The following is a 14864-nucleotide window of genomic DNA, read 5'->3' as shown; positions in this document are numbered from 1 at the left end:
AACTTCGTCTAAAATGGGCTTGCCATTTTTTTCGCTAATAGTGTAAGGTGCAGTCAAAATCACTATCATATAAACGGTTTGGTCTATATTGTACTCTTTTGCACTTCTTTGTTGCTCGGTAATGAGCATTAAAAAATAGTGCAAAAAACGGTCAAAATGATGGTCGTACTCTACACGCTGAATTTCTATACACACTCTTTTGTCGGCACTTTCGGCATAAATATCCAACTCAAAATCAACAAAGCCGATTTTAGGGCTAAATTTCTTTTCGGTTTCAATTTTTCCCATTTCAAAATCAATTCCCAAAACGTCTTTTACAAATGACTTGAATACTAATTCATTTGTAAATGCTTTTTTGAAAATTACTTCGTTATCTAAATTGGCGAGCATATTCTTATTGATTAAGTTCTTTGTGCAAAGATACGAAAAAAAAGAAAAGCAAGTCGGGTCGGGACTTGCTTTTATCAAAGTTTTTACAGTGGATAGTTTTTTTGAGATTTCGCTGTCTGCCAAGGCTCTGTTATACATTCGGATATCGAAAAATGCTGAACGCAGGTACAGGATTTGAAAGTAAAATGTTTCAATTCAGCACAATGCAAGTTATTGCACTGTCGTTTCAAGTTACGCACAAGACCTGCACTTGTTATTTTAGCATATGTTAGGCAAATTTATTCATAATATTCATATTTAAAAAATTCTGGAACATATCCACGTATACTTTTTAAAAGCCCATTGGAATAGTAAGTGTAAATCAAGTTATACTCAAATTTTCTGTCAATTAAAAATGTTTGATAAACATATGAACTAACTAATTGACCAGATGCATTATATTTATTACTTATTGTTTCAGTTTGTTCAAATCTCTGTAAATCTTTATAGTCTGAATATTGGTATCTTAATGTATCCGTTCCATTAGTAAAATAGCCTTCTTTAAGTTTTGGTTCAATAGTGTATCCAGTTGATTTATAAACATAAAAATCATATTCATACTCAACGGAGTTTCGGTAAACTATCATAGAATCATTTTGTCTAATTGTTACAGACTTATAAGGCGAATAATAATAGTTAGTTACATATAATGGTCTTTCAAATTTTCGCTGAAAATATTTTGAAACACTTAATCTTCCAATGGAATCGTAATAAAAGTAAGTGTTGTTAATACCAAATGTATTATTCCAATATATTGTAGAATCAATAATTTGAATTAATTTATCATTAAAATTATATTTATAATAACTTATCAAATCTATTCGTTTCCTTTTTCTTGTCTTTCTGTTGTAAGATACACTATATTTAACTTTACGAGTTATTTGTCCTTTTGGATTAAAATAAATTATTTCAGAAAGGTCTTTTGGTGAGTTTAAAAATGCTATTATTTTTTTTACTTTTCTATTTTTATATATGCTATCTGGTTGTAGTCTGTTATCAAGCTGTCCATAGACTGTTGAAACTATAAAGATTAACCATATTGTCAATATTTTCTTCATTTAGTTTTTAATAATAGTCAGATTTTTATTTTGCCTAACGGAAAAGCATTTGTGCAGGGCGGGCTTGATAGCAATTCCCTTTCCCTACGCACAAAGTTTTTAGAAAGCACAAAAGCCAAAACTTAGCACATAAGCCCGCCTTTTCGCAAACACAATGTTGGCGGTAGTTATTCATTGTTATAACCTTGCTTTTCAATCCATAATCTCCATTCTTCAAGTTCTCGTTCTTTTGATTTTTCATATGGTTTGTTTGTTTTATTAAATCCATTTTGTTTTCTGACTATATATACAATTTCAAGACTTAGACGAAGTTCTTTAAGTTTTTCTTTTTCAGTTGTATTATTTAGTTTTTCTATCTCTTTTTTTAGTAAGTCAATCTTTTCAGAAAAAAACACTTCTTTTTGATTAGCGTCCATTGTGTTAATCTCATTTTCCAATTCCAGTTTTAAATTATATCGCTTATCTTCATTATTTACTTTATTCTTTTCTGGAACTACTTTTTCTTTCTTTTTTGCTTTGTCTTTTAGGTATTCTTCAAGCAATATTTCATTCTTAGAGATTCCTATTTCTTCTTTTATACTAGTTACGTGCCAACCCGCACAAAAACTACAGTAGTAGCTTCGCTGAGGGGCAATGCCTGTTTCTGCTTTTATCTCTTCTTGGTTAAATGCAATGAAGTTATCTGCCTTTTTTTCTGTTTCAAAAAGCATTTTTGTCCTTCCACAATCTCTGCAAAATACTCTATTTTTTGTAGGTTTCATATCTTTTCACTTCTCGTGTTTAGTATGAATGTCTTTATTTTTGTCAGTTGAAACTCGTATAATTACCGCCAACATATAGTCACACGCAAGCCCTTGCGCATTTTCAAAGTTTTTTGCATTCCTCATCATATCCAAGGGGCTTTTCACCCTTCGATGATACGATAACCTTTATACGCTTTTAACAGTTGCAAGTTACACCTTTTTTGGTGTTGTTACAACGGTCAGGCTATTAAAAAAAAGGCTTTTGTTCGTATCTTAGCGTTTCAAAACCAAAAGAAGCGCAGATAGGCTAATAGTTTTCGCCGTTTCCGTGTTCGATAATCATTTCTTCTTGTTCCTGTGTGTTTTCGTCTGTAATGACTCTTTTGGCAAATAAAAATCTTTTTGCGTAATAATTGCGCCAAGCAGGAGAGTCGAGGCTATCTATCAAGATGCCACGTGAGCAGGAATGTATCATCTTCAAATCGCCTTCTTCGTTGGAATAAACCATAGCGGCATGGCTTACGCGGTGGCTTTTGCCGTATTTATAGCCGAAGAAAAGCAAATCGCCCTCTTTTGCGTCTTTCAAAGGTATCAAAATTCCTTGTTTGGCTTGTGCGCTGCTGCTGCGCGAAACCTTGATGCCAAATTTGGCGAGTACGTGCGAAGTAAAGCCTGAACAATCTAAGCCATTCTGACGGTAACGCCAGCCTAAAAAGTCTTCGGCAAAGTCTATAATTTGGGCGCGAAGTGCGTCTTCTTGGCTTCTATCTTCTAAAAGTTCCGCTTCGGGCAAATCTATGCAGGGAAGGGTAGGATAAGAGGCTAATTCTAAGTAAGTGGTGGCGATAAAGGTAGTAGGGACTTCTATCTGGGGAGCTAAAAAATAGTCGTTTTTTTCGGTAGTGGCGGCAAGCGTTGGAACTTGGCGCGAGGCGATTTTGTTGGTAGAAAAAGCGGTTTGCTTTGCAGAATGGCTTGGAAAAACAGTGGTGTAAATTTGACAACCGCCCACTAAAAGACTTCCTAAAAGCAGTGCGGCAAATTTCGAGTAAGGTTTTAAATCCATAAGAAAGCAAAATTGAGTGAAACTATGGGTCGTTCTTTTTCGTCTTATCAGAAAAGACTGCAAAACTAAGAAAGCAAGACCGCAATAGATTGAAAATTTTTAGAAAAGTGGGAAAAAGGATAGTAATTGAGGTAGCAGCAAAGCCAATAAAATGCTGCGCCTTATTATAGAGAAAAGACCGTAAAAAGCGGGCGTTGTTTTGGGTCAGATTTGCATTTTTTATTTCGCTTTTTGCCAAATCCGACAAAGAAAAACAACCCGATTGCCATTTTTACAAAGGCAATAATAAGTCAAATCTTTCGAAGCGCAAAAGCAAAGCCGCTAAAAATCAGGCTTTTTTTCTAAAACTTTTCTAAAAAAATGGAAAAATCATAAAAAATAGGAAAAAAGTCCTATCTTGAATAAAGTAGGAACGCTTTTTTTCGGATACCTTGCAACACACGCCGCCCTTCTTGCGTGTTTTGGTTTCAATGCTTTGAGTTCGTAAAAATTGATAGGGCTACTACTCACAAGACCCAAAAAGTTTTGAAAAGGCTGCACGCTTCTTCAAAAAAAATGAAAAAAATGTGAAAAGTGCAGCCGCAAAAAAATAGTGGAATTGCGTCAAAGGCAAAAGTAGCAGGTGAAGAAATCAAAAGGCTAAAAAGCTGCCCTTTGTCGGTCAATTTTTACTAACTTTGTCTTTGCAAGGCTGCCTTCAAGGTCTTATTCTTTGTTCTAAATTTATTCCAAACGTAGTTTTTATGGCGTATCTGCAAAAAAATATTTTGGCTTGTATCCTAATTTTGGTGCTATTATTAGCTGCAAGTTGTAACAATGACGAAACCAATCCGAACACGCTCCCCGAATTATACACGCCCGAAGAGGCTTTGGCGCGTGAAACGGCTATCATCGAGCAGTATTTACGTGAAAACAATCTTACCGAAATTACCCAAAAAAGTGAATCGGGGCTTTACTACATCGACTTGCAAGTTGGCGAAGGACCCCTGCCCATTCGTGGCGCAGAGGTAGAGGTGCATTATGTAGCTTCGCTTTTATACGGCAACCGCATCGATGCGTCCGTTTATGACGAAATTCCTTTCAAATTCCGCTTAGGCACAGAAAGTGGCGATAGCCTTTTTGTCGTGCGCGGCTTCGATGAAGGTGTTGGGGGAATGAGACGAGGCGGAAAGCGCGTCCTTATCATTCCTTCTCATCTGGGTTATGGGGCAGCAGGTGTGGGGACAACCATTCCGCGCTATGCCATTCTAAGATTTGATGTTGAATTGATTGATTTTTAATTTTAATTTTCGTAGTAAAAAAAGTAATCGGTTTGCTTTTTTCCAACTTAGTAGCCTACTTTGATGCAAAATCTGGTAGGCTATTTTTTCTGTGTGGTATAAAAAAAGTTCAGAAAGGGATAGCCATTTTCTCTTTTCTTTTAAAATTTTACCATAAAAAAAGAGATAATCAAGGCTGCTTTGGCGCACTTCTAAAAGTAGGGTTGCTCTTAGGTGGTAGCGCAAACTATGTAAGAGAGCCTGCAATTCTTTTTTATTTTCTACTAAAAAAAAGGCTTTTTCCAAAACTTTTAAAGTAGAATCAAGGTGTCGATTTTGTTTTTTTTCTGAAAATTTCTTGCTATGGGAATGGGGCAAGCGTCGGAAATAAGTAAGTTTTTTGTCTAAAAATAAATAGCGATATTTTTTACTGCTTCTCACCCAAAAATCGTAATCTTCGTAGCTAAGATTTGGGTCGTAACCCCCTAAATCGAGCAAGACTTCGCGCCTAATGAGCATGGTAGGAGCGCAAATCAAGCCGCCTGCTTTTAGCAAATCTTCAAAGATGAAGCCTTTGGCAAGTCTTTTTTTGGGTAGGCGCGATTTGGGAATATGTTGGGGATAATAGCTTCCTAAAAGGTTGTCTTGTGCATCTATCAAAAAGGCATTGGTAAAGCAAACGCCTGCAAGAGAAGGTGAAGAAGTGGCAAGATTTGTTTCTTTATCTTTTTGAAAATGAGCGACTTGCAAGCTAATTCTCTCGCGCACCATGATGTCGTCGGTGGCAAAATCTACAATAAATTTGCCTTGGCTGCGCTCAAAGGCGAAGTTGAAGGCTGCACAATTTCCCTGATTTTGGGCAAGCGGAAAAAATTGCCAATGTTTTGTTTTTTCTTTATTTTGGTTTAAAAAAAGATTTATTTTTTCTACACTTTTATCGCTACTTCCATCATCCACTATCAAAACTTCGATATTAGGATAGTCTTGTGCCAAAACTGATTGTAGGGCTTTTGCTACAAAATTTTCGTGATTGTAACAAAGACAGATGATAGTTACAAGTTCGGGCATGACTATTTATTTAGATAAAAATCAAACCAATATCTGAATGTTTTTCGCACCAAAGGGCTTTTTGAAATATAGGACGAATAAAATTTGGTTTGCATCTGCTTTCTAATCTGAACTTATTATTTTCCTGCCAAAGGTAGGACAAGGCAATGCCTTGTCCCTGCATAAAAATTGCATCTGACCGAATCTGACCAAATAAGAGTGAAAAAGGTTAAAAGTTTTCCTATCTTTTTCTAAGTGAGCATCGCACCATCTACTTGAATTACCTGCCCCGAAATATAAGCCGACATGTCAGAGGCTAAGAAAATGGCGCAGTCTGCCACTTCTTCGGCTTTGCCTGCACGCTTCAAAGGAATGGCATTTTTCCATTCTGCTGTCATTTTTTCGTCTAATTCCGCCGTCATTTCAGTTTCGATAAAACCCGGTGCAATGGCGTTGCAACGGATATTGCGCGAGCCTAATTCTAAGGCTACCGATTTGGTAAAGCCGATAATTCCCGCTTTCGAGGCGGCGTAGTTGGCTTGTCCCGCATTGCCTTTGATGCCTACCACAGAGGTCAGGTTGATGATAGAGCCAAATTTTTGCTTCAAAAAGACGCGCGTGGCGGCTTTGGTCAGATTGAAAACGGACTTCAAATTGACACGCAAAACTTCGTCCCATTGTGCCTCGCTCATGCGCATAAGGAGCGTATCGCGCGTAATGCCTGCATTGTTGATAAGGGCATCGAGGGTAGAAAAATCGCTGGTAAAATCTTTGATAAGGGCTTCGGAAGCCTCATAGTCGGCAGCGTCGGAGCGGTAGCCTTTGGCTTTTACCCCGAAAGCCTCCAATTCTTTGACCAATGCCTCGCCTTTTTCCACGCTCGAAAGGTAGGTAAAGCCTACATTAGCCCCCTGCTCGGCAAAGCGAATCGCCATCGCCCTGCCAATGCCACGCGAAGCACCTGTGATAAGTACATTTTTTCCTTTTAATAATGCCATTGTAAATAAAAATAGGGTGAAAATATTGCCCTCTAAAAGGGAACGTTAAATTTGGCTTTAAAGATACGGCAAGTTTTTGAAATGAAACCTATTGTAATGGTCGGTAGTGCGTTTTGCTTTGTGTTTGTTGCATGGGCTTGCATGAAATGAGGCAGTGCTGCAACTCAGAGGCTGCATAAGCGTTTTTGTATAGGCTATGAAAATAGCTTTGACCTTCTTTTTTATCTCTTTCTTTATTTTAATTTTTGCAAAATGAAAAACAAAATCTATCTCGTTTTAGCTGTTGTGCTTGCGTTCTTCTTTCAAAGAGCCTTTTTTAGTGAAGCCTTTGCTCAAAATATGGATATGACGGAGGAGGAAATGGAAGTGGTGCTTTCTTTTTCAAGTAAGGGTCATGCTGCTTATGATAAAGAAGATTACCAAACGGCGGTGATGTACTACGAAAAGGCAATCGCCCTTCAAGACCCTTATGCAGATACTTATTTCTTTTATGCTTTGTCTAAAAAAGCATTGGACGATTATCAGGCAGCGATTCAAAAGTTTGCCTTTGTTGTCAATAAGGGCGACAAGCTTCATGGTGGAATCATGCGGATTGATGAATCCCTATTTTGGTTAGCAGACATCTATTATCACCAGAAGGCGTATGACAAGGCAGACCTCTGCCTACAAAAGATGGGCAAAGAAGAAGAGCCTAACGGAGAGTTTCTTTTTTACCGTATGGTAGAAGACCCCGATATGAGTTGGACATTTAACGTAAATCCCAATTATGCTTCTTTGATAATTGGCAATATTTGGTCAAAACTGAATCGACACAACGAAGCACTCGCCTATTTCACAAAAGTAATAGAGGCAGCAGACAATACGGTAACACGCTTCGACCGCGCTTATTCCTACCTTTCAGTAGGCAAGTATCAAGAGGCGGAGGCAGACCTAACCAAAGTAATTGAAACTACGGAGGTGGATTTTGTCTATTTGTGGCGAGCAGAAGTGAGAATAAAGTTGGGAAATTGCGCCGCCGCCGCCGAAGATTTGGCGAAAGCCAAGTCTTTATTAGAGCCTGCCAACACTGACCGTTTAGAGAAGCTCTATCAAATACAAAAAAGTCAGTGCAAATAGGTATTTGAAGCCCCACAAACCCTTTTTTCTTGCTTTTCTATCGCTTTTTTGTCGGCTTTTGTCGCTTTTTGAGTTGGCTCTGCATTTTTTTCTAAAAAAAATAGCGACGCAATGGGAAAAAAGTTTTAAATTGCCCTCGAATTGAAGTACGTCCTACTCCTTCAATTTTGCCCCTTTGCGAAAGGCGAGGGCATCTTTATTCCTTCCTACTACCCTATTTCTATAAAAGCTATTCCAACCCCTTGTTACCTTTATATACCACACTTTTTGCCGTTTTTGAGAGCCTTAGCCAAAAAATAAACAAGGCAGTCGCCTTCACTTTTTCCGAAAAGTGGTGCGTTTCTTTGTCTATTTTGCTCGTGGCAATGGCAGCGCAGGTAGGAACGGTAAGGGCGCAAGGCTCTACATTTTTTGAGCATATTACGGCGCAAGTGGGGCTTTCTCAAAATTCCCCTAATGCCATCTTACAAGATTCGCGCGGTTTGCTTTGGATAGGCACACAGGACGGTCTGAATCAATACGACGGACAACGCTTCAAACAGTACAAGCGCATCATAGACAATCTCAATTCGCTTTCCGATAACTACATTCTGACCATTTATGAAGATAAAAGTGGAATCCTTTGGATAGGAACAGAAGGCGGACTCAATCAATTTGACTTTGAAAAACAACGCTTTACGCGCTATTTTTCGGATATAAAAGAACCCTATTCTCTTTCCAATAATTACGTCCGCTGCATTTTTGAAGACAGCAAGGGCAATCTCTGGGTAGGAACAGATGCAGGGCTAAACCTATTAGACCGAAAAAGCGGACGCTTTCGCGTTTTTGCTGCCACCACAGACGCAGCTAATCACATTACCTCTATTTTAGAAGATGGTTTGGGAAATCTTTGGGTTGCCTCGCGTGCAGGGGTAGCACGATTTGATATGAGCGATTCTCTTTTCAAAGATAGAACTTTTGAACGCTATCGCATCAGCAAAATGATTATGGATAGGCAAGGTTCGCTTTGGCTTGGCGGTGCAGATGGTTTTTTCAAAAAAGAGCGCACAGGCGATACTTATATAGATGTCGTACAAAACAAAACGCTCAATATTTCCACGCTCCTTTTAGACTCTAAAGATTTGATATGGATAGGAACACCCAGCGACGGACTCCTGACCTATAATTACCTCAAACCCAACTCGCGCCTCAATACTTACAAGAGCAATGTCTGCGACCCGTACAGTTTGGCGGGTGATGCCATTTTGTCCATTTATGAAGACCAAGCAGGTATCCTTTGGATTGGGACAGAGGGCAACGGACTTAATAAGTTTGATAGAAGCCGTACCAAATTTGGCACTTACAATGTCGCCTCCAATGGGCTTACCGATAATCTTATCCGCTGTGTGCATGAAGACCGCTTCGGGATTCTTTGGATAGGCACACAGACGGGCTTGAACAAATTAGACCGAAACCTGCGATATGCCAATTTTGACAATGAACACAAAGGAAATATCGTCTATAAGATTTTTGAAGACCGCGATAGAAATATGTGGGTCGCGACAAGTGTAGGCGTTTTCAAATATAGCAATCCTACGGCTTCTCTTTCGCTGCCCACAGGCAAGCGTTATACACACAACGCGCAAGATAGCAGCAGCCTTTCGGGTAATCCTGTGCGCGTCTTTTTCCAAGATTCCAAAGGGCGCATCTGGTTGGGTACAGAATATCACGGCTTGAATTTGTATCTGCCTGAAAAAGAAGCCTTTAAGCGATACACACACGACCCTCTAAACCCCCAATCCATTTCGAGCAATCGTGTAAAGGGGATTCACGAGGATAAAAACGGTATCTTCTGGATTAGCACCCATGGCGGCGGTCTTAACCGTTTCAATCCCGAAACAGGCGAATTTATAGCCTACAAAACCGACCCCAACGACCCCTATTCTATTAGCACCAACCGCATCTATCCCGTCTATGAGTCTGAACAAGGCGATTTATGGGTCTTGACCAATGGCGGCGGGCTTAATAAAATGACCGACAAGGAAAAAGGCACGTTCATTCACTACACAGAAAGCGAGGGACTGCCCAATAACGTACTCTATGAAGTCCTTGCCGACTTAAAGGGCAATCTCTGGTTTAGCACCAATAACGGACTAAGCAAATTTAGCCCACGCGATACCCTTTTTACCAACTTCAACATTCAGGACGGACTACAAAGCAACGAATTTAATGCAGGGGCAGCCTTCAAAAATAGCAAAGGCGAGATGTTTTTTGGTGGCATCAATGGGCTTAACTATTTTCACCCTGATAAAATCGAGGCAAACGCCTATCGCGCTCCTATCATTTTTACCGATTTTAAATTGAGCAATAGAAGCGTGCAGGTAGGGGCAGAAAAGAGTGTGCTTTCAGAGCATATTAGCCAAACGGATACTATCTTTTTGCTGCACGACCAAAATTCATTTTCTTTCGAATTTGCTGCCCTGCACTATTCTTTCCCTGAAAGAAATCGCTATAAGTACAAATTAGAAGGCTTCGACCCTACCAATTATTGGACAGAAACCAACGTCGGCTCGGCTATTTACACCAACATAGACCCCGGTGTTTATACCTTTAAAGTCTTTGGTTCTAATTCTGATGGCATTTTCACAAAAGAGCCTATCAAAGTGGTCATCATTATCCAAAATCCTTGGTATCGCGAAACTTGGGCAATGGGAAGTGCCTTGATTTTAATTTTCTTATTGGTCTATCTTATCTATAAGATTCGTGTCTATCGCGTTGAGCGTAAGAAGAAAATCTTGGAAGACAAAGTGCAGGAGCGCACCTTCGAACTCGAAACAGAAAAGGCAAATGTAGAAAAGCAGCGCAATCTCATCGAGGAAAGCAATCGCAAAGTTACGGGCAGTATCCGCTCGGCGCAGCGTATTCAAGATGCCATTATTCCTTCAAATTCCGAATTTGATTTGGCTTTTGCCGATTATTTTATCTACTTCAAGCCGCGCGACATTGTTTCTGGCGATTTCTATTGGTGTACCCATACGGAAACGTCCTCTATCTTGGCGGTTGTAGATTGTACGGGTCATGGCGTGCCGGGCGCGTTTATGTCGGTAGTCGGATTTGCGCTTTTAGAGCAAAATGTAAAAGTCAAGAAAATTACCGAGCCTGCTCAAATTCTGACCGAAATGAATCAGGAAATTATAGAGTGGCTCAAACAAGACCAAATTATCGAGCATGAGCATGGTCCTTCTTTGAAGAGCCGCGAAGGTATGGATTTGGCACTTATCAATTTAGACCTTAAAAACAGGAAAATCATCTTTTCGGGTGCGAAAAATTCTATCTTTATCGTCAATGAGCGAGGCTCACAAGAGGTCAGAGGGGATAAGTTTTCTATTGGTGGTACAATGCTGCACAACGAAGAAAAGCTCTTTACGAATCATTTTTTAGCACCTGAAAAAGGTACTATGATTTACCTAACCACAGACGGCTTCTGGGACCAATTTGGCGGCACAGAAAACAAGAAATATTCCAAAAGCAAGTTCAAACAACTTTTGGAGCGTATCCATACCCTTCCTGCACAGGAGCAGCGCGAAGCCTTAGACAAAGCCTATCAAAATTGGAAGGGCATGCAGAAGCAAATCGATGACGTTTTAGTGATTGGCATCAGAATTTAGATTTGACATGAAAAAGCGATACTTTTTTTTAATAATAGCCTTCGTACTGCTTGCTGCCTGCGACCCGATTTATGGTTACAAGTATGAAGTTGAGAATCTTACCGAAAGCACCTTAGTAGTAGAGTACCTCGAAACCGAGAGCATCTTTGTCCGTCAATACCCCGATAGTCTTCGCCGCATCAGAATTGCACCGAATACCAAAAAGGCAATTTTCCTACAAAACCTGCCCGAAGCAAGCCCCAATCAGAGTCAAAGCCGCATCGAGGCATTACAGCACTTGCGCATTTCGAAGGCGGATACGATTTTTTCCAACGTCGATTTTTTGCAGAGTAGCCGTTGGGCATTGAGTCAAGAAAAAAATCCTACGCTTTATGTGTATCGTTTGCAGGTGCAGCAAGGTGATTTTTAGACTTCACAATAAAAAAGACAAAACTAAGCTATAAAATTTTACCCTACTTTTTATATGTTTATTGCTTTTAGAAAAATATCATGAAAAATATCAAACTTTTGTCCTTTCTTTTAGGCTTTGCCTGTTTTTTCCTTTTAGGAAGCGTTTTGTCTGCCCAATCTATTCCTAACAATCCAAACCTAACTGACAAAGAGGGCAAGAGGCAGGGACAATGGACAATCCTTTACGACAAGGGTTGGAACGTCATTACTGATACTGCCAATGTTGCCTACTACCGTCTTATAGCCTACCAAGACGATAAGCCCGTTGGTATCGTCAAAGACTTATATCGCGATGGCAGGGTGCAGATGGAGGCAACTTTATTGGCAGACCGCCCCCAAGACATAATGGACGGCGTTGTTATTTATTACGACGAAGAGGGCAATAAAGAAAAGGAAGCAATTTACAACAAAGGGCAATTAGAAAGTGAGAAATCGCTACTCGACCCCAATAGTTGGAAAGCTCTTGACCAAGCGGCAGGTAAGGCTCTTGAACAAGGGCAATACGAAACCGCAACTAAACTTTTCGAGCGAGTCAGAGAGCAAGCCGAAAAAGAGTTTGGCAAAATAACAAAAACTTATGGAAATGCCTGCAACGATTTGGGTTTAGTTTATTTATTACAAGGCAAATATGAAGAGGCAGAGCTGTTATTGTTAGAGGCAAGAGAAATTCAAGAGCGTGTTGTAGGCAAGGAAGGCAAATATTATTCAACATCTTGCCTCATTAATTTGGGAGCATTATATCTGGAACAAGGTTTATACACCAAAGCAGAACCCTTACTGATAGAAGCAAAAAATATTAGAGCAAATCTTTATGGACAAAATAGCCCAACTTATGCGGTTGCTTGCAGTAGGCTGGGGATATTGTATTACAATCAGCGTTTGTATGAAAAAGCGGAAACTTTGTTTATAGAAGTAAAAAATATCAGAGAAAGTGCGTCTGGGAAAAATAGTCCAGATTATGCTAATTCCTGCAACGATTTAGCCGTAATCTATCGAGACCAAAGAAAATTTAGTGAGGCAGAGGCACTCTTTGTAGAGGCGAAGGAGGCTATGGCACAAACTTTGGGCAGAGAGCATCCTAATTATGCGGCTTGTTGTGGCAATTTGGGGTTCTTATATCAAATGCAAGGTTTGTATGAAAAAGCGGAAGCCTTGTTTATGACAGCAAAAGATATTCAAGCGAAAACATCAGGCACATTTCACCCCGATTATGCCCAGAGCTGTATTTTTTTGGCATCTTTATATCAGGAACAAGGCTTATATGCTAAGGCTGAACCCTTGTATTTAGAAGTGGTAAATACTAAAATCGCACAAATAAGCAGTCTTCTGCCTACTTTTTCCGAAAGTGAGAAGATGTCCTATCTTGCCAGTATTAGGAACGTTTTCAATGGTTCGCAGGATTGGGCGATTGCTTATTCCAAAGAGAAGCCGAGCGTAATAGGCGAACTTTACAATCAAAACCTTTTTATGAAGAGTTTGGTCTTTTCTTCCACACAAAAGATGCGCAAACAGATATTGGGCAGCGGAGATAGCACTTTGATAGCAGATTTTGAGAATTGGAAAAATCAGAAAAGCAGCTATAACAAATTGCTCGAAAAGAGTGGCTTAGTAGCCGAAAAAGATGTAACAAGCCTTGATTCTATGGCTACGGCTATCAATCAACTTGAAAAAAGTCTTTCAAAACGCTCTACTCTTTTTGCCCAAAATGTACAGACGAAAAACTACCAATGGCAGCAGGTAAAGCAAAAGTTGGGTAAAAATCAGGTCGTGATAGAAATTATCCGAACCCTTCGTACAGTAGGCTACGATAGCTTAGGTGGCAGTATTCAAGATACGATATATGTCGCCCTTTTTCTAACCAATAAGACCAAAAAACAGCCTGAAATGCTTATCTTAGAAAACGGAAAAGATTTAGAAAGTAAGCATTTAAGTTTTTATAAAAATGCTATCCAATTCAAACTTAAAGATGCTAATTCGTATCTTCAATATTGGCAGCCAATCGCCTCAAAATTAAAGCAACTCAATAAAAAGGGTTTCGCTAAAATTTACTTTTCGCCCGATGGCGTGTATCACCAAATCAGCCTCAATACTTTGCAAGACCCTGAAAATGAACAGTTTGTATTAGAAAATCAAAATATTCAGCTTATCGGTACGAGTCGTGATTTGATAGAATTGGGGACAAAAGAAAAAGATTTAAGTCAGAATTTTGAAAATTATCAGGCTTATCTGGTGGGTTTTCCTACCTATAATTTAGAGCAGACCGAGCAAAAAACGCAGGTGCAAGACCGCAACTTTTCCGCTATCCAAAAAATTGCGGGTAGGCAGGTGAGCGTCTTGTATGGTACTAAACGTGAAGTTGAGGCTATTGCCGAATTTTTTAATCAAAAAAAGCTTCCTTCTCAAATTTATATAAAGGAAAAAGCAAGCGAGGGAAATCTTAAAAAACTGGTTGCGCCTACTATTCTGCATATCGCTACGCATGGTTTTTTTATACCCCCTCTCAAAGACAAGGGTGTGGAAAATATGCAGGAGGTAATGCGCAATAAAGTCTTAGAGAATCCGCTTTGGCGTTCGGGACTGCTTTTAGCAGGTTGTGAAAATCCAAAAGCGGAGGGCGAAGATGGCGTTCTGACCGCCGAAGAAGCCCTTAGTTTGAACCTCGATAACACTGAATTGGTCGTACTTTCTGCCTGCGAAACGGGTTTGGGCGACATTCAAAATGGCGAAGGGGTCTTTGGTTTGCAGCGAGCCTTTCAACAGGCGGGTGCAAAAACAGTTTTGATGTCTTTGTGGAAAGTATCCGATGAGGCAACTCAAATGTTGATGACCGAATTTTACAAAAACCTATTGGCGGGCAAGACCAAACGCCAAGCCTTTCTATCAGCACAACTTGCGCTCAAAGCACAATTTCCCGAACCCTACTATTGGGGAGCTTTTGTGATGGTGGGGGAATAGTAAAAAAAAATGGAAAACAAAAACCTGCAAGGTGCGCCTAACCTTGCAGGTTTTTTTTGTAAAAAAGCCGCTGGAACGCATTTTAGGGCTAATTTG

At 39.7% G+C, this 14864-nt stretch carries 11 protein-coding genes; 5 read left to right on the top strand and 6 right to left on the bottom strand.

The window, feature by feature from the left end:
• The 4 genes from G500_RS0102070 to G500_RS24710 form a co-directional block, all read right to left on the bottom strand.
• Positions 1 to 390 (bottom strand): PD-(D/E)XK nuclease family transposase (locus G500_RS0102070; protein ID WP_211220121.1); only part of this gene is annotated, 390 nt, incomplete at its 3' end.
• 278 nt (positions 391 to 668) lie between these two features.
• Positions 669 to 1487, bottom strand: coding sequence for a hypothetical protein (locus G500_RS0102065; protein ID WP_027001386.1), 819 nt, complete (start codon positions 1485 to 1487; stop codon positions 669 to 671).
• 167 nt (positions 1488 to 1654) lie between these two features.
• On the bottom strand, positions 1655 to 2248 hold the full coding sequence (locus tag G500_RS0102060; RefSeq protein ID WP_154656979.1) for a hypothetical protein: 594 nt from the start codon (positions 2246 to 2248) through the stop codon (positions 1655 to 1657).
• A gap of 289 nt (positions 2249 to 2537) precedes the next feature.
• Positions 2538 to 3296 carry a C40 family peptidase gene (locus G500_RS24710; protein WP_051203219.1) on the bottom strand — a complete coding sequence of 253 codons (759 nt, stop codon included), beginning with the start codon at positions 3294 to 3296 and terminating at the stop codon, positions 2538 to 2540.
• Between the two features lie 743 nt (positions 3297 to 4039).
• Between G500_RS24710 and G500_RS24705 the strand changes: the two genes are divergently transcribed.
• Entirely contained in the window at positions 4040 to 4576 is a 537-nt protein-coding gene (locus tag G500_RS24705) for an FKBP-type peptidyl-prolyl cis-trans isomerase (protein WP_154656978.1), read from the top strand.
• Here G500_RS24705 and G500_RS21995 read toward each other — a convergent pair.
• A complete protein-coding gene (locus tag G500_RS21995) occupies positions 4544 to 5623 on the bottom strand; it encodes a glycosyltransferase family 2 protein (protein ID WP_051203217.1) in 1080 nt (359 codons plus the stop codon). The two genes, G500_RS24705 and G500_RS21995, sit on opposite strands and share 33 nt — an antisense overlap.
• 230 nt (positions 5624 to 5853) lie before the next feature.
• Positions 5854 to 6600 (bottom strand): 3-oxoacyl-[acyl-carrier-protein] reductase, encoded by a 747-nt coding sequence (fabG, locus tag G500_RS0102020; protein WP_027001384.1) that lies wholly within the window; start codon positions 6598 to 6600, stop codon positions 5854 to 5856.
• 252 nt (positions 6601 to 6852) lie between these two features.
• Between fabG and G500_RS0102015 the strand changes: the two genes are divergently transcribed.
• The 4 genes from G500_RS0102015 to G500_RS0101995 all read left to right on the top strand — a co-directional run bounded on the left by G500_RS0102015 (position 6853) and on the right by G500_RS0101995 (position 14768).
• Positions 6853 to 7716 (top strand): tetratricopeptide repeat protein, encoded by an 864-nt coding sequence (locus G500_RS0102015; RefSeq protein WP_027001383.1) that lies wholly within the window; start codon positions 6853 to 6855, stop codon positions 7714 to 7716.
• Between the two features lie 242 nt (positions 7717 to 7958).
• Positions 7959 to 11363 (top strand): two-component regulator propeller domain-containing protein, encoded by a 3405-nt coding sequence (locus tag G500_RS21990; RefSeq protein ID WP_051203216.1) that lies wholly within the window; start codon positions 7959 to 7961, stop codon positions 11361 to 11363.
• A gap of 7 nt (positions 11364 to 11370) precedes the next feature.
• On the top strand, positions 11371 to 11772 hold the full coding sequence (locus G500_RS0102000) for a hypothetical protein (protein WP_027001382.1): 402 nt from the start codon (positions 11371 to 11373) through the stop codon (positions 11770 to 11772).
• Between the two features lie 80 nt (positions 11773 to 11852).
• On the top strand, positions 11853 to 14768 hold the full coding sequence (locus tag G500_RS0101995) for a CHAT domain-containing protein (protein WP_027001381.1): 2916 nt from the start codon (positions 11853 to 11855) through the stop codon (positions 14766 to 14768).
• Positions 14769 to 14864 lie beyond the last annotated feature (96 nt).

It is taken from the genome of Hugenholtzia roseola DSM 9546 (genome assembly GCF_000422585.1).
GTDB lineage: Bacteria > Bacteroidota > Bacteroidia > Cytophagales > Bernardetiaceae > Hugenholtzia > Hugenholtzia roseola.
Note: the sequence above shows the minus strand (reverse complement) of the source record. Positions and strands in the feature narration are given on the sequence as shown.

What these genes read in the sequence shown, in the direction of transcription:
- G500_RS0102015 (WP_027001383.1), top strand. Translation starts at nt 6,853, where the DNA reads ATGAAAAACAAAATCTATCTCGTTTTAGCTGTTGTGCTTGCGTTCTTC.
- G500_RS0101995 (WP_027001381.1), top strand. Translation starts at nt 11,853, where the DNA reads ATGAAAAATATCAAACTTTTGTCCTTTCTTTTAGGCTTTGCCTGTTTT.
- G500_RS21995 (WP_051203217.1), bottom strand. Translation starts at nt 5,623, where the DNA reads ATGCCCGAACTTGTAACTATCATCTGTCTTTGTTACAATCACGAAAAT.
- G500_RS0102065 (WP_027001386.1), bottom strand. Translation starts at nt 1,487, where the DNA reads ATGAAGAAAATATTGACAATATGGTTAATCTTTATAGTTTCAACAGTC.
- fabG (WP_027001384.1), bottom strand. Translation starts at nt 6,600, where the DNA reads ATGGCATTATTAAAAGGAAAAAATGTACTTATCACAGGTGCTTCGCGT.
- G500_RS24705 (WP_154656978.1), top strand. Translation starts at nt 4,040, where the DNA reads ATGGCGTATCTGCAAAAAAATATTTTGGCTTGTATCCTAATTTTGGTG.
- G500_RS0102060 (WP_154656979.1), bottom strand. Translation starts at nt 2,248, where the DNA reads ATGAAACCTACAAAAAATAGAGTATTTTGCAGAGATTGTGGAAGGACA.
- G500_RS0102000 (WP_027001382.1), top strand. Translation starts at nt 11,371, where the DNA reads ATGAAAAAGCGATACTTTTTTTTAATAATAGCCTTCGTACTGCTTGCT.
- G500_RS24710 (WP_051203219.1), bottom strand. Translation starts at nt 3,296, where the DNA reads ATGGATTTAAAACCTTACTCGAAATTTGCCGCACTGCTTTTAGGAAGT.